We start from the raw sequence: 14,292 nt of genomic DNA, 5'->3' as shown, positions 1-14,292 counted from the left end.
GGGGGCGCCGTGGTCCGTCCGGTTGCGCGCGGGCGTCCGGTGGCGGCGGACGGCTGCGCACCGCCCCGCCGTGTCCCGGGCCGGGACGGCCGGCGGGCGGCGGGCTGCGGCGATGGCCCGGTCTCAGGCTGAGACGCCGTCGATCCGGGCCATCGCGTCCTCCGCGCCGTACGGCTGCAAGTACGGCAGCCAGCGCGGATCCCTGTGTCCTGTCCCGATGATCCGCCACGCGAGCCCGGACGGCGGGGCGGGTTGCTGGTGCAGGCGCCAGCCCAGCTCGCGCAGGTGGCGGTCGGCCTTGACGTGGTTGCAGCGGCGGCAGGCGGCCACCACGTTCTCCCACGCGTGTTGCCCGCCCCGGCTGCGCGGAACGACGTGGTCGACGCTGGTCGCGACGCCACCGCAGTACATGCAGCGTCCGCCGTCCCTGGCGAACAAGGCGCGGCGGGTCAGCGGTACGGGCCCCCGGTAGGGAACCCGCACGAAGCGCTTGAGCCGGATCACGCTGGGCGCGGACACGACCCGTGTGGCGCTGTGCAGGAAGGCGCCGGAGTCCTCGAGGGAGATGGCCTTGTTCTCCAGGACGAGGACGAGCGCGCGGCGGAGCGGTACGACGCCGAGTGGCTCGTACGACGCGTTCAGGACCAGGACATGCGGCACGGATGCCTCCTATTACGCCGGCGACGCGTGGCTCGCGCCGGGACGATCTGCTCTCAGTCTCTCCTCATGCCTGGTCGAAACGCCACCACGGCCGGGTAACGGGCTCCGGGTGTTTTCGGCCACAGGCCCGGCCCGGGCGCCGCGTGAGTCCCGTCTCTCGCACCCCGGAACGGCGCCTCGGCCCCTTCCGCCGGCCGTAGTGTGGTGGACCCGCCCGGCGCATCCTGGAGGTTCACCGTCGTGTCCTGGTCCGCCCTGCAGGCCGGCTCCCCCTCACCCGCGCCGCACCCGGCATCCCTCACCGTCGGCGATGCGACGGACCGCGCGAGCGACGCGGCCAGCTGGGTGGGTCAGAACTGGTCCACATGGCTGTCGATCGGGCTGCGCATCGTCGTGATCATCGTGATCGCGCTGGTGCTCCGGCACCTGATCCGCAAGGCGCTGACCCGGCTGATCGCGCACATGAACCGCAGCGTGCAGGCGGTGGAGGGCACGGCGCTCGGCGGGCTGCTGGTCAACGCGGAACGGCGCAGGCAGCGGTCGGAGGCGATCGGCTCCGTGCTGCGGTCGGTGACGTCGTTCCTGGTGCTCGGCACGGCCGCGCTCATGGTGCTCGGGGCCCTGAAGATCAATCTGGCGCCGCTGCTCGCGTCGGCGGGCGTCGCCGGCGTCGCGCTCGGCTTCGGGGCGCGCAACCTCGTGACGGACTTCCTCTCCGGCGTCTTCATGATCCTGGAGGACCAGTACGGCGTGGGCGACTCGATCGACGCGGGCGTCGCGTCCGGCGAGGTGATCGAGGTCGGCCTGCGCGTCACGAAGCTGCGCGGCGACAACGGCGCGATCTGGTACGTGCGCAACGGCGAGATCAAGCGGATAGGCAACCTCAGCCAGGGCTGGGCCACGGCGGCACTCGACGTAACGGTGCGGCCCTCGGAGGACCTGGACGAGGTGAAGGCCGCCATCGCACGCGCGGCGGAGGGCATGGCCAAGGACGACCCGTGGAACGAACGGCTGTGGGGACCCGTCGAGGTGCTGGGCCTCGACTCGGTGCAGCTCGACTCGATGACGCTGCGGCTGTCCGCGAAGACCATGCCGGGGCAGTCGGCCGGCGTGGAGCGCGAACTGCGCTGGCGGGTCAAGCGCGCGCTGGACGAGGCGGGCGTCCGGATCGTGGGCGGCACGCTGCCGCTTGTGGCCGAAGACATCGCGCCCGACCCCTCGGCCGGGATCGCCGCCCCGTCGGCGCTGGCCAGCCCCACGTCCCCGCAGTCCGTCCAGGCTTCCCCGCTCCCGCCGTCGCAGCAGGACCGGCACAAGTAGAGGCGGCCGGCGCGTAACGGTTCGGCCGCCCGGCGGGAAAAGGACGCTTTCGGGTATTGACGGCTCGCTTGTCCGGGCCATACGTTCCTCGCAGCCGGTTAGGAAACCTTCCTAACAATGATGTCGAGGAAACGGGACCGGGCGTGAGCACGACACCACCTTCACCTGGCACACCCAGGGTGCTGCGGGCGATGAACGACCGGGCCGCGCTCGACCTGCTCGTCGCCCACGGCCCGCTGACCAGGACGCGGATCGGTGAGCTGACCGGTCTTTCCAAGCCCACCGCGTCCCAGCTGCTGGCCCGCCTCGAAGCCGCGGGACTGGTGCGGACGACCGGCAGGGTCAGTGGCCGGCCGGGGCCGAACGCCGCGCTCTACGAGATCCACCCGCAGGCCGCGCACGTCGCCGCCCTGGCCGTCGGGCACACCGGCATCAGCGCCCAGGTGGCCGACATCACCGGCGCCGTCGTCGGCTCCTGCCGGGTCGAGGCCGACGCGGTGGCCGAGGACGTGCGCGGCAGGACCGCGCAACTCGTCGCGGAGGCCGTGGACGGCGCGCTCGCCGAGGCCGGGCTCGGCCACGACGACCTGCACTGCGCGGTCATCGGCACGCCGGGCGCCATCGACCGGGCCACCGGCGAACTGCGCTACGCGCCGCACCTGCCCGGCTGGCACTCGCGCACCCTGCTCGCGGACCTCGTCGAGGTGCTCGGCGCGCCGGTCGTCATCGAGAACGACGTGAACCTCGCGGCGATCGCCGAGCAGTACGAGGGCGCGGCGCAGGACTACGACGACTACGTGCTGACCTGGCTCGACCGGGGCGTGGGCGCCGCGATCGTGCTGGGCGGCACCCTGCTGCGCGGCGCCACGGGCGGCGCCGGCGAGATCGGGTACATGCCGCTGCCCGGCGCGCCGCTGGCCCGCGGCGGCTCCGCCGCATGGGCGGGCGACGACGCGGGCGGCGGCTTCCAGAGCCAGGTGTCCGCGACGGCCGTACGGGCCCTCGCGGGCGGCGCGCCGCTGGGCGAGGCGCTGGCGGACGAGGGCGTGCTCGCCGCGGTCGCCGAGCGGCTCGCGACCGGGATCGCGGCGGTCGTCGCGGTCGTCGACCCCGAACTCGTCGTGCTGTCCGGGTCGGTGGCCCAGGCGGGCGGCGAGGCGCTGCGCGCCCGGGTGCACGCGGAACTGTCCGGCCTCGCGCTGCCGAGGCCCCTGCTGCGCATCAGCGACATCGACGGCGACCCGATCCTGACGGGGGCGCTGCGCACGGCGCTCACGCAGGCGCGGGACGCGGTCTTCGACACCTCACGCTTCGACACCGCCAAGTAGCCGAACAACACAGCACAGCACGACACACCGCAGCACACCGCAGCACACCGCACTGCGCGCCGGCACGGCCGCACGCACGTGCCTCTCATCCCTGTCCTCCTCCTCGCAAAGGAAGTCCGCCATGGCAGGTCGGCGTATACGCTCCTGCGTGCCCGTGGCCCTGGGCGCCGCCACGGCACTGCTGCTCGCCGGATGCGCGAATCCGAGCACCGGCAGCGCCAACGACGACCCGACGAAGCCGGTCACGCTGAAGTTCTGGCACGGCTGGTCGGATCCCAACGAGGTCAAGGCGATCGACGCCGGCATCTCGCGCTTCGAGAAGCTGCACCCGAACATCAAGGTGCGCTCCACCGGCAACGTCACGGACGCGACCATCAACCAGGCGCTGCGCGCGGGCGGCGGCGACACCCCCGACGTGGTGACGTCGTTCACGACGAACAACGTCGGCCAGTACTGCTCGTCCGGCATGTGGGTGGACCTGGACACCTTCATGAAGAAGGACGGGATCGACAAGCACGCCGTCTTCCCGAAGACGCTGCTCGACTACACGCAGTACAAGGGCGACCAGTGCGCGCTGCCGCTGCTCGCCGACGCGTACGGGCTCTACTACAACAAGGACGACTTCAAGGCCGCCGGGATCGCCTCGCCGCCGAGGACGATGTCCGAGTTCCAGGCCGACGCGGTCAAGCTGACGAAGCACGGCAAGGACGGCTCGATCACGCGCGCCGGCTTCATGCCGAACTTCCGCCTGTACCAGAACAGCCCCGACCGCATGCTGGCACAGTGGGGCCCGAAGTACTTCGACGAGAACGGCAAGGCGCGGCTGGCCGACGACCCGAAGGTCACGGCGTTCTTCAAGGAGATGAACGCCATCTCGGCGGCGGAGGGCGGCCACGGCAAGCTGGAGAAGCTGCGGTCCGGCTTCGGCGACGAGTACTCGGACGGCAACGCGTTCCTGCAGGGCAAGCTCGCGATGCACATGGACGGCGAGTGGCGCGGCCTGATGCTCAAGGACGCGGGGGCGAAGTTCCACTGGGGCGTGGCCCCGCTGCCCGTCCCCGACGGCCAGGCGGACACGTACGGGCGCGGCTACCTGACCGGCACGGTCACCGGGATCGCGCACAGCAGCAAGCACCAGAACGCGGCCTGGGAGCTCGTCAAGTACCTGACCACCAACACCGATCAGGTCGTGGACTTCGCCAACGCCATCCACAACGTGCCGTCGACGAAGGCGGCGCTCGCGTCGCCGAAGCTGACGCCCGACCCGAACTTCCGCGCCTTCATCAAGATCGCACAGAACAAGTACAGCTCGGCGATCCCGCCGTCCGAGAACGGCGGCATGTACATCACGTCCTTCCAGGACTTCGCCTACTCCGAGGAGGAGGGCGGCGAGAAGAACCTCCACGCGGGCCTGGTGAAGCTCGACAAGCAGATAGACGCCGACAACCTCCAGTCGGAGAGCTGAGGAGCAGGGCATGGCACTGTCACTTCCGTCCTCGGCCGGGACTTCCGCGCCGAAGGACCCGGCCGCCCGGCCGGACATGTCGCTCAGGCGCAAGCGCACAAGGCACCGCTGGAAGGTGCTGGCGTTCCTGTCGCCCTGGCTGATCGGGTTCTCCGTCTTCTTCGGGTATCCGCTGATCGCGACCGTCTACTTCTCGTTCATGCACTACAACCAGATCAAGTCCCCGACGTTCGTGGGGCTGAAGAACTGGAAGTACGTGCTGGAGCAGATGCCGCTGTTCGGCCCGGCGCTGTGGAACACGATCTGGCTCGTGGTCGTGATGGTGGCGCTGCGTGTGGTGTTCGGTCTCGGCATCGGCCTGCTCGTCACGAAGATCAAGACCGGTGTCGGCTTCTTCCGTACGGCCTTCTACCTGCCCTACCTGGCGCCGCCGGTGGCCGCGACCGTCGCCTTCGTCTTCCTGCTGAACCCGTCGACGGGCCCCGTCGACCAGGTTCTGGGATGGCTCGGCATCCACGGCCCGACCTGGTTCAACGACCCGCACTGGGCGAAGCCCTCGCTGGTGCTGCTGAGCCTGTGGGGCATCGGCGACCTGATGGTGATCTTCATGGCGTCGCTGCTCGACGTGCCGAAGGAGCAGTACGAGGCGGCCGACCTGGACGGCGCGGGCGCCTGGACCAAGTTCCGCTTCGTCACCTGGCCGTCGATCACCCCGATCGTGCTGTTCGCCGTCGTGACCGGTGTCGTGCAGACGATGCAGTACTACACGCAGGCGCTCGTGGCGGGGAAGATCGCCTCCGGCGTCTCGATCGGCCCGGGTTCCGTGGTGCAGCCCGGCTACCCCGACCACTCGACCCTGACCGTGCCCCAGCTCGTCTACCAGCTGGGCTTCCAGAACTTCAACACCGGTGCGGCGTGCGTGCTCTCGCTCGTGCTGTTCGTCATCGCGATGGCCGTGACCCTGCTGCTGATGCGCAAGGGCGCGGGCCTGATCCCGGCGGAGGACTGACAGATGGCCACTACCACCCTGAACCCGCCACGCACCGTCCGGGCGCCGGCCTCCGGTGGGCGCGACGCGGGAGCGCACCGCAGGAGGAGGTTCCTCCAGTGGGTCGCGGTGCACGCGCTGGCGATCGCCGCCGCGCTCTTCTTCGTCCTGCCCTTCGTGTTCGTCTTCCTCACCTCGGTGATGAGCGACCAGCAGGCCCTCACCAGCGACCTGTGGCCGAGGTCGTGGCACTGGTCGAACTACTCGACGGTCTTCCACACCCCCGGGTTCCTCACCTGGTGGAAGAACTCCCTGATGTACGCGGTGCTCGGCACGGTGTTCACGGTCGTGTCGTCGACGCCGGTCGCCTACGCGCTCGCCAAGTTCCGCTTCAAGGGCCGCCGTACGGCGATGATCCTCGTCATCTCCACGATGATGCTGCCGCCGCAGGTCATCGTGATCCCCATGTACCTGGTGTGGGCGCAGCAGTTCCACCTGTCCGGTTCGCTGTGGCCGCTGATCATCCCCATGGCGTTCGGCGACGCGTACTCGATCTTCCTGCTGCGGCAGTTCCTGCTGACCATCCCGAACGAGTACATCGAGTCGGCGAAGGTCGACGGCTGCGGCGAACTGCGCACGCTGCTGCGGGTGGTCGTGCCGATGGCGAAGCCGGGCATCGCGGCCGTCGCGCTGTTCCAGTTCTTCTACTGCTGGAACGACTACTTCGGGCCGCAGATCTACGCCTCGCAGAACCCCGGCGCCTGGACACTGAGCTACGGGCTGGAATCCTTCAAGAGCGCGCACAGCGTCAACTGGAACATCACGATGGCGGCGACCCTGCTCGTCATGGCACCCGTCATCCTGGTGTTCTTCTTCGCACAGAAGGCCTTCGTGGAAGGCGTCACCCTCACCGGAGTAAAGGGCTAAGGAACCATGAAGCTCGCAGTGGTAGGCGGAGGATCCACCTACACACCTGAACTCATCGACGGATTCGCGCGGCTGAGGGACACCCTGCCGATCGAGGAGCTGGTGCTCGTCGACCCGTCGGCCGAACGCCTGGATCTGGTGGGCGGCCTCGCCCGGCGCATCTTCGCCAAGCAGGGGCACCCCGGACGCATCGTCACCACCGCCGACCTGGACGCGGGCGTGGACGGCGCCGACGCGGTGCTGCTCCAGCTGCGCGTCGGCGGCCAGGCCGCGAGGAACCAGGACGAGACGTGGCCGCTGGAGTGCGGCTGCGTCGGCCAGGAGACGACCGGCGCCGGCGGGCTCGCGAAGGCGCTGCGCACGGTGCCCGTGGTGCTCGACATCGCCGAGCGGGTGCGGCGCGCCAACCCGGACGCGTGGATCATCGACTTCACCAACCCGGTCGGCATCGTGACGCGGGCGCTGCTCACGGCCGGGCACAAGGCCGTCGGGCTGTGCAACGTCGCCATCGGCTTCCAGCGCAAGTTCGCCGAGCGCCTGGGCGTCTCGCCGTCCGACGTCCACCTGGACCACGTCGGCCTCAACCACCTGACGTGGGAGCGCGGGGTGCGCGTCGGCGGCCCCGAGGGCGAGGACGTGCTGCCGAAGCTGCTCGCCGAGCACGGCGCCGCGATCGCCGGGGACCTGCACATGCCGCGCGCCGTCATCGAGCGGCTCGGCGTCGTCCCCTCGTACTACCTGCGGTACTACTACGCGCACGACGAGGTGGTGCGGGAGCTGCGGACGAAGCCGTCCCGGGCCTCCGAGGTGGCGGCGATGGAGAAGCAGCTGCTGGAGATGTACGGCGACCCGGAGCTGGACGAGAAGCCCGCGCTGCTCGCCAAGCGGGGCGGCGCGTACTACTCGGAGGCCGCCGTGGACCTCGCCGCCTCGCTGCTGCGCGGACAGGGCAGTGACGTGCAGGTCGTCAACACGTTCAACAGGGGCACACTGCCGTTCCTGCCGGACGACGCGGTGATCGAGGTGCAGGCGAAGGTCACCACCGCGGGCGCGGAGCCGCTCGCGGTCGCGCCGGTCGAGCCGCTGTACGCGGGGCTGATCGCGCATGCCACGGCCTACGAGGACCTGGCGCTCGACGCGGCGCTGCGCGGCGGCCGCGACCGCGTGTACGACGCGCTGCTCGCGAACCCGCTGGTCGGCCAGTTCGAGTACGCGGAGAAGCTGACCGACGAGCTGATCGCCCACAACCGGGAGCACCTGGCGTGGGCATGAGCGACACTCCCCCGTCGGCCGTGCTCGCGGTCGACGCGGGGAACAGCAAGACCGACGTGGCCGTGATCGGCGCCGACGGCACGGTGCTCGGCGCGGCGCGCGGGGGCGGCTTCCAGCCGCCGATCGTCGGCGTCCAGGCGGCCATCGACACCCTCGCGGTGGCGGTGGCCGCCGCCGCCGCGGACGCGGGGCTGCCGGCGTCCGGCGTGGCCTCGCACGTGTCGGCGTGCCTCGCCAACGCCGATCTGCCCGTCGAGGAGCGGCAGTTGGCGCAGGCGGTGCAGGACAGGGGGTGGGGTACCACCACCGAGGTGCGCAACGACACGTTCGCGATACTGCGGGCGGGCCTGCCGAGCGGCGACGCGCCGCGCGGGGTGGCCGTGGTGTGCGGCGCGGGCATCAACTGCGTGGGCATGCTGCCCGACGGCCGCACCGCGCGGTTCCCCGCCATCGGCCAGATCTCCGGCGACTGGGGCGGCGGCAGCCACCTCGCGACGGAGGCGCTGTGGCACGCGGCACGCGCCGAGGACGGCAGGGGCGTCGGCACGGAGCTGGTACGGGCGCTGCCCGCCCACTTCGGCCTGACCACCATGTACGAGCTGATCGAGGCGCTGCACCTCGGCCGCGTCGAGCCGCGGCGCCGCCACGAGCTGACGCCGGTGCTCTTCGAGGTCGCGGCTGCCGGTGACGCGGTCGCCACCTCGGTCGTCGAGCGGCTCGCCGACGAGGTCGTCGTGATGGCCGCGGTGGCGCTCGGCAAGCTCGGCCTGCTGGACGAGCCCGCCCCGGTGCTGCTGGGCGGCGGCGTGCTCGCGGCACGCCACCCGCAGCTCGACGCCCTGATCACCGAGCGGCTCGCCGTGCGGGCCCCGAAGGCCGTCGTGGACGTCGTGACGGCCCCGCCCGTGCTCGGTTCCGGGCTGCTCGGCCTCGACCACCTGGGCGCGCCGCCCGAGGCGCACGTGCGCCTCGCGGAGCAGTACGCGGACGCCGCCGGCCGTCCACGGCCGACCGCGCCACGCTCGTAAGGTCACTTGCGCCCGCGCGGGGCCGTAGGCCCGCACGGCCGCAGGCCCGCAGGCGGTGCCAGGTCGCGTACAGGGACCCGGTGTCCCACCTTCCGGCACCGCCGGCCGGCCCGCTGGTGCGTCGCGCGGCGGTGCGGGCGCCCCGGCCACCTCTCGGGCCGGGGCCCGGCTCAGCCCGGGGTGTTGATCATCGACTCGGCGGCGAACGTGAAGTAGTTCCAGAGCTGCTGCGCGTGCTCGGGCGCCAGGCCGAGTTCGTCCACGGCCACCCGCATCCGTGCCAGCCACGCGTCACGCGCCGCGCTGTCGACCGCGAAGGGCGCGTGGCGCATCCGCAGCCTCGGGTGCCCTCGCTGCTCGCTGTAGGTGCGCGGACCGCCCCAGTACTGCATCAGGAACAGCCGGAAGCGCTCTTCGGCCGGGCCGAGGTCCTCCTCCGGGTACATCGGCCGCAGCAGCGGGTCCTCGGCGACGCCCTCGTAGAAGCGGTGCACCAGGCGGCGGAACGTCTCCTCGCCCCCGACCTGCTCGTAGAACGTCTGCTCGCTCAGCGTGCCGCGCGGGATCTCTGTCACCCGTCCATGGTCTCAGACGGACCCGGTTCGCCTCGGGGCCGCCCGCGCAGGACAGTGGAGGTGTGGCCGGAGACGAGGACGCCCGTGCCGCCGAGGCGCGGGCCGAGATGGTGCGGGGCATGGCCGCGAGCGGCGTGCCCGCCGACCCCGCCTGGCGCGCCGCGTTCGAGGAGGTGCCGCGCCATCTCTTCGTGCCGTACTACTACGCCGACGGCAGCGGCGGCGGGCGGCTGCTGTGGTCGGGCGACCCGGACCCCGTGGCGCGCGGGCGCTGGCTGCGGGGCGCGTACGCCGACACCGCGCTCGCCACCCGCATGCGGGACGGGCGGCTCGTCTCGTCGAGCAGCCAGCCCTCGCTGATGGCGGGGATGCTCGACGAGCTGGACGTGCGCGACGGCGACCGCGTGCTGGAGGTCGGCGCGGGCACCGGCTACAACGCGGCGCTGCTCGCCCACCGCCTCGGCGACGGCCTGGTGACGACCGTCGACCTCGACCCGGAGATCACCGAGTCGGCGCGCGCCCACCTCGCCGCGTCCGGTCACCGGCCCGCCGTCGTCACGGGCGACGGCGCGCGCGGCTGCCCGCAGCGGGCGCCGTTCGACCGGATCATCGCCACGTGCGCGCTGCCTTCGGTGCCGCACGCCTGGGTGGACCAGTGCGCGCCGGGCGCCCGCATCCTGACGCCGCTCGCGACCGGGTTGCTCTCGCTGCGCGTGACGGACGGGGCGCACGGCCGCGCCGCACAGGGGCGTTTCCTGTACACCGCCGCGTACTTCGTCGCGCTGCGCGGGGCGGTGGCGGCCGGCGGCGACCCGGAGGACGTGACCGGCGGGGTGCCCAGGCACGCGCTGCGCAACGACCTGTTCCAGTTCCTGCTGGCGCTGAGCGCGGGCGCGCTCGAACCCGAGGAGGCGTACGCGCTGTGGCGCCGGGAGCGCCGCCCGGACAGGGACCGCTACGGCGTGACGGTCACGCCGGACGCCCAGTGGGCCTGGCTCGACGACCCGGGCGGCCCGCACACCTGGCCGCTGCGGGGCGCCTGAGGCCAGGGGGCTCAGTCGCGTTCAGGACCGTTCAGGATCAGTTCAGTCCCGTACGACCCTGAGCGTCGTCCAGGCGCCCACGTGCACCCGGTCGCCGTCGTCGAGCGGGACCGGCACGAAGGGCTGGATCGGCTCCTCGCCGCCGTTGACCGTCGTGCCGTTGGTCGAGTTCTGGTCGACCACCGCCCAGCCGCCGTCGGGCTGCTGCACGAGGATCGCGTGCTGGTGCGACACCCCGGGGTCCTCGGGCGGCAGCGACAGGTCGATGTCGGGCGCCTCGCCCGTGGAGTGCCTGTGGCGGCCGATGGAGACCTGGTTTCCGGTGAGCGGCATCTGCTGCTCGGGGGCGTACGCGGGCAGGTTGAGCCCGGCGGCCTCAGGACCGCTGCGCTGCATCATCGCCTGGAAGTAGATGGGGTCGGGGCCGATCACGACGCTCCACCGTGCGGTGCCAGGGAATCGCGGCTGCTGCTGGTGGTCGGCTTCGGACGGCGGCGGGAGCGTCCAGTCTTCCCCGACCTTCGGCCCGGGGGACCCCCAGTCGGCGGCGGGGCCGGGGCCGGGACCCTGTGCGCCGGGGCCCTGCGGGGCGGGCGCGGGCATCCGCTCGAACGGCGGCGCGGCAGGGGTCCCCTGCGCCCAGCCGTCGGCGGTGGGCGACGGGGGCGGCGACACGCGCTCGAAGGGCGGGGGCGACACCCGCTCGAACGGCGGCGGGGGCGGCGAGACGCGCTCGAACGGGGGCGGAGGCGGCGCGCCCCACCCGTCGTCGGCCGCGCCCGACGGCCCGGGCGCCTGCTCGGACATCAGCGGCTCAGCGGGCCTGTTGATCTGCGACGGGCGCGTGCCCGAGGGCTCGTACGGATCGGCGGGGCCCGGCACATGCGGCGGCGCGGGCGGCTGGTTCTGGAAGCCGGGCGGCAGGTTCACCGCGCCGCGCGGGCCGCCGGGGCCCTGCGGGGTGCGCTGCGGCGGCGCCAGCGGCGTGTAGGAGGTGGCGGTGTTCGTCAGGAAGTTCCACCGGCACTCCTCGCAGTAGGGCGCGTTGGCCTCTCGCGGGGTGCGGCACTGCGGGCAGAGCTCGGGCTGCCGCGCGGGGTCCTGGCCCTGCGGCTGGTAGCCGTAGCCGGGGCCCGGCTGCGCGGAGGGAGGCGGCACGGCGGGACCGCCCATGCGGTGGCCGCAGACCTCGCACCAGTCGTCGGAGCCCGACTGGTGTCCGTTGGGGCAGGTCGGCATGGCTTCGTTCCCCCTCTCCTCGTCCGGCCTCGCGGCCGTCGTGCTCGGTGCTGTTCGGCGCTGCTGAGCGGTGCTGCTCAGTGGTGCTGCTCAGTGGTGCTGCTTCTTGACGCGGACGGTCTTGGTGGAGCGGGTCTCGAGGGTCATCTCGTCCGCTTCCGTGACCTTCGCCTTGAGTCGCACAGTACCTGCCACCGCGTCGACCACGTCCACCACCTTCGAAAGGAGTTTCGCAGTATCCGCGTTCCCGGACGACTCCGCCAGCTGCACCGCCCGCCCCAACTTGGCCGTCGCCGCGTCCATATCGCCCGCTTTGCGGGCATCCATCCCCTGCTGAACGGCGCGGGCCAGCTCGGCCTGCCCCGTGTAGTGCGCGACCTGCGGATCGATCGCGGCCGACGCCGCCGTGTCGTCCGTCCACACGGCCCTGACCAGGCCCTGCGCGAGCACTTCCGCCGTGCCTGCATCCGTCGCGGGCAGCACGAGCGAGACGCGGGCCGCCAGCATCTCCCGGCCGACCGCCGTCGCGGGCACCTCTACACAGAGGTGGTAATCGCGAGATTCATCACCCCACGACCCGGTCGGGTAGTCGCCCGCTCGCGGGCCGGCGTCCGCACGCCGGCCGGTCAGGTCCTCGACGGCCGGTGCCACCTGCTTGACGAAGCGGATAGCGGCGCCCGTCGGCGTCCACACCCGCAGCGCCACACCGGCGACCTCCTTGCCCATCGCGGCGTCCATCATGGCGGTGAAGTCCGCCGCGAGGTTCCCGGGATCGGCCACGATGTCCGCCGTGCCGAGGAGCGCGGTGGCGACGGCGGTGACCTCGCCGACCTCCCAGTCCGTGCCCACACCGCGCGCGTCGCAGGTGAAGTGGCCCGCGCACGCGCCGAGCGCGGCGCGCAGGTCCCCGGGCGACTCGTGCTCGTTGCGGCCGTCGGTCAGCAGGACGGCGTGCCTGATCGGCACGGTGGCCGTGGCGAGCAGCCGGCCGGCCAGCCGCAGCCAGGTGGACACGGCGGTGCCGCCGCCCGCGCTCAGCGCGCGCAGCGCCTGCTTGGCCGCCGACCGTGTCCGCTCGTCCGCCACGGCGAGCCTGCCGCCGCCCGGGTACACCTCCCTGGCCACGTGCGTGCCGGCGACCACGGCGAACGAGACTCCGTCGCGCAGGGTGTCGACGGCGGCGGCGGTGGCCTCACGCGCGCCGCGCATCTTCGCCGGCGGCCGGCCCATGGAGCCAGAGCAGTCCACCATGACGACCACGGCGGCGCCCGGGCCGGCGCCGCGCGTGCCGCCCGAACCGCCTGCGCCGCCCGAACCGGCTGTGCCGCCCGTGCCGCCGCCCGTCGACGTCACCGTCACGATCGCGTTGACCTCTTGGGCGCCCTCGGCCAGGTACTCGTTCTGGTACACGTCGACGCCGAAGCGCGGCACGGTCGACTTGGAGAAGTTCGCCATGGATCGGCTCCTCGACACGGAGGGTCAGGGCGCGGTGTACGCGGATCCTGCCCCCGCGGGCGGCGGGGCGAACGGGACGACGGCCACTGTTACGTTGTCGTGGCCCCCGCCGTCCAGCGCGTGCCCCACCAGGACCTGCGCCGCGTGCAGCGGCCTTTGAGCCGCGTCGGCGGGCACCGCGCGTGCCATCTCCCGCACGCTCTCCGCGTAGTTCCACAGGCCGTCGGTGCAGACGATGACGACACCGGGCTGCTCGGGCTCGAACGAGGCGGTGTGCGGCTCCAGTTCGTACGAGTCGGCGCCGAGCCAGCCGGTGATCGCGTGGGCGCGCTCGTCCGCGTACGCCTGCGCCTCGTTCATCAGGCCGGCGGCGACCATCTGCGCGGCCCACGAGTCGTCCTCGGTCAGCCGCGCGCCCGGCGTGGCGCGGTCGTCCGGCACCCAGTACGCGCGGCTGTCGCCGACCCAGCCGATGACGAGGAGCCCGCCGGTGGCGACGGCCCCGACGAACGTGCAGGCGGGCGCGTTGCGCCGGCGCTGGGAGTCGTGCTCCTGCGCGCCGTGTCCTTCGGTCGCCAGCGCGTTGACGGCGTGGGCGGCCGTGACGATCGCGTCGTGCATGGCCTGCTGGGGGTGCGTGCCGCGCGGCAGCGCCGCGAGCAGCGACTCGTTCGCGGCGGCCGACGCGGCGGCCGACGCCTCGTCGGGGCGCGCCGCCGACGACACCCCGTCGCACACCACGGCGACCGCGGCGGGCGCGCCGTCCGCCACCGTGGCCGTCGACAGGGCGAAGGCGTCCTCGTTGCGGTGGTGGCGCAGGCCGCGGTCGCTGACGGCGGCGACGGCGCCCGACTCCTGCTCCACGTGGTCGCGTTCGCGCGGCTGGGCGTGGCCGCAGCGCTCGCAGTAGCCGTCGGTGTCGACCCGTCCGGCCCGGCACGCCACGCAGACGGCGCCCGGCGCGGGCGGCGCCCCGGCGGGCGTGGCTCTGG

The 14,292-nt window shown here is 72.7% G+C and carries 13 protein-coding genes; 8 read left to right on the top strand and 5 right to left on the bottom strand.

The window, feature by feature from the left end:
* Positions 1–123: 123 nt before the first annotated feature.
* Positions 124–660: an HNH endonuclease gene (locus JFN87_RS26860; RefSeq protein ID WP_030911684.1), complete on the bottom strand. Its 537-nt coding sequence runs from the start codon at positions 658–660 to the stop codon at positions 124–126.
* Between the two features lie 240 nt (positions 661–900).
* On the opposite strand from JFN87_RS26860, the gene JFN87_RS26855 reads away from it, so the two are divergent.
* From JFN87_RS26855 to JFN87_RS26825, 7 genes are all read left to right on the top strand, one after another.
* The gene (locus tag JFN87_RS26855) at positions 901–1,980 is read left to right on the top strand and encodes a mechanosensitive ion channel family protein (protein ID WP_209344000.1); all 1,080 of its coding nucleotides are present in this window, start codon (positions 901–903) and stop codon (positions 1,978–1,980) included.
* A gap of 191 nt (positions 1,981–2,171) precedes the next feature.
* The gene (locus tag JFN87_RS26850) at positions 2,172–3,308 is read left to right on the top strand and encodes an ROK family transcriptional regulator (protein ID WP_209344004.1); all 1,137 of its coding nucleotides are present in this window, start codon (positions 2,172–2,174) and stop codon (positions 3,306–3,308) included.
* Positions 3,309–3,429: 121 nt separating this feature from the next.
* Positions 3,430–4,773, top strand: coding sequence for an ABC transporter substrate-binding protein (locus tag JFN87_RS26845; RefSeq protein WP_209343998.1), 1,344 nt, complete (start codon positions 3,430–3,432; stop codon positions 4,771–4,773).
* 10 nt (positions 4,774–4,783) lie between these two features.
* Positions 4,784–5,782, top strand: coding sequence for a carbohydrate ABC transporter permease (locus JFN87_RS26840; protein ID WP_209343996.1), 999 nt, complete (start codon positions 4,784–4,786; stop codon positions 5,780–5,782).
* Between the two features lie 3 nt (positions 5,783–5,785).
* Positions 5,786–6,688 carry a carbohydrate ABC transporter permease gene (locus JFN87_RS26835; RefSeq protein ID WP_209343994.1) on the top strand — a complete coding sequence of 301 codons (903 nt, stop codon included), beginning with the start codon at positions 5,786–5,788 and terminating at the stop codon, positions 6,686–6,688.
* Between the two features lie 6 nt (positions 6,689–6,694).
* The gene (locus JFN87_RS26830) at positions 6,695–7,960 is read left to right on the top strand and encodes a 6-phospho-beta-glucosidase (protein WP_209343992.1); all 1,266 of its coding nucleotides are present in this window, start codon (positions 6,695–6,697) and stop codon (positions 7,958–7,960) included.
* Positions 7,957–8,988, top strand: a complete 1,032-nt coding sequence (locus tag JFN87_RS26825; RefSeq protein ID WP_209343990.1) for an N-acetylglucosamine kinase — start codon at positions 7,957–7,959, stop codon at positions 8,986–8,988. The genes JFN87_RS26830 and JFN87_RS26825 overlap by 4 nt, the downstream gene beginning before the upstream one ends.
* A 170-nt stretch (positions 8,989–9,158) precedes the next feature.
* Here JFN87_RS26825 and JFN87_RS26820 read toward each other — a convergent pair whose 3' ends face one another.
* Positions 9,159–9,563: a globin gene (locus JFN87_RS26820; protein WP_209343989.1), complete on the bottom strand. Its 405-nt coding sequence runs from the start codon at positions 9,561–9,563 to the stop codon at positions 9,159–9,161.
* A 107-nt stretch (positions 9,564–9,670) separates the two neighbouring features.
* On the opposite strand from JFN87_RS26820, the gene JFN87_RS26815 reads away from it, so the two are divergent.
* On the top strand, positions 9,671–10,606 hold the full coding sequence (locus tag JFN87_RS26815) for a methyltransferase domain-containing protein (RefSeq protein ID WP_209344002.1): 936 nt from the start codon (positions 9,671–9,673) through the stop codon (positions 10,604–10,606).
* Between the two features lie 42 nt (positions 10,607–10,648).
* On the opposite strand, the gene JFN87_RS26810 is transcribed toward JFN87_RS26815, so the two are convergent.
* The 3 genes from JFN87_RS26810 to JFN87_RS26800 all read right to left on the bottom strand — a co-directional run.
* A complete protein-coding gene (locus JFN87_RS26810; RefSeq protein WP_209343987.1) occupies positions 10,649–11,845 on the bottom strand; it encodes an FHA domain-containing protein in 1,197 nt (398 codons plus the stop codon).
* 90 nt (positions 11,846–11,935) lie between these two features.
* Positions 11,936–13,300, bottom strand: coding sequence for a VWA domain-containing protein (locus JFN87_RS26805; RefSeq protein ID WP_209343985.1), 1,365 nt, complete (start codon positions 13,298–13,300; stop codon positions 11,936–11,938).
* Between the two features lie 24 nt (positions 13,301–13,324).
* Positions 13,325–14,292: PP2C family protein-serine/threonine phosphatase (locus JFN87_RS26800; protein WP_209343983.1), on the bottom strand; the 968-nt coding region annotated here is incomplete at its 5' end.

It is taken from the genome of Streptomyces montanisoli (assembly GCF_017813245.1).
Lineage (GTDB): Bacteria > Actinomycetota > Actinomycetes > Streptomycetales > Streptomycetaceae > Streptomyces > Streptomyces montanisoli.
Note: the sequence above shows the minus strand (reverse complement) of the source record. Positions and strands in the feature narration are given on the sequence as shown.

Excerpts from the sequence above, each read along its gene's own strand:
- JFN87_RS26825 (WP_209343990.1), top strand. The coding sequence starts at position 7,957 with ATGAGCGACACTCCCCCGTCGGCCGTGCTCGCGGTCGACGCGGGGAAC.
- JFN87_RS26810 (WP_209343987.1), bottom strand. The coding sequence starts at position 11,845 with ATGCCGACCTGCCCCAACGGACACCAGTCGGGCTCCGACGACTGGTGC.
- JFN87_RS26840 (WP_209343996.1), top strand. The coding sequence starts at position 4,784 with ATGGCACTGTCACTTCCGTCCTCGGCCGGGACTTCCGCGCCGAAGGAC.
- JFN87_RS26845 (WP_209343998.1), top strand. The coding sequence starts at position 3,430 with ATGGCAGGTCGGCGTATACGCTCCTGCGTGCCCGTGGCCCTGGGCGCC.
- JFN87_RS26815 (WP_209344002.1), top strand. The coding sequence starts at position 9,671 with ATGGTGCGGGGCATGGCCGCGAGCGGCGTGCCCGCCGACCCCGCCTGG.
- JFN87_RS26830 (WP_209343992.1), top strand. The coding sequence starts at position 6,695 with ATGAAGCTCGCAGTGGTAGGCGGAGGATCCACCTACACACCTGAACTC.
- JFN87_RS26850 (WP_209344004.1), top strand. The coding sequence starts at position 2,172 with ATGAACGACCGGGCCGCGCTCGACCTGCTCGTCGCCCACGGCCCGCTG.
- JFN87_RS26805 (WP_209343985.1), bottom strand. The coding sequence starts at position 13,300 with ATGGCGAACTTCTCCAAGTCGACCGTGCCGCGCTTCGGCGTCGACGTG.
- JFN87_RS26835 (WP_209343994.1), top strand. The coding sequence starts at position 5,786 with ATGGCCACTACCACCCTGAACCCGCCACGCACCGTCCGGGCGCCGGCC.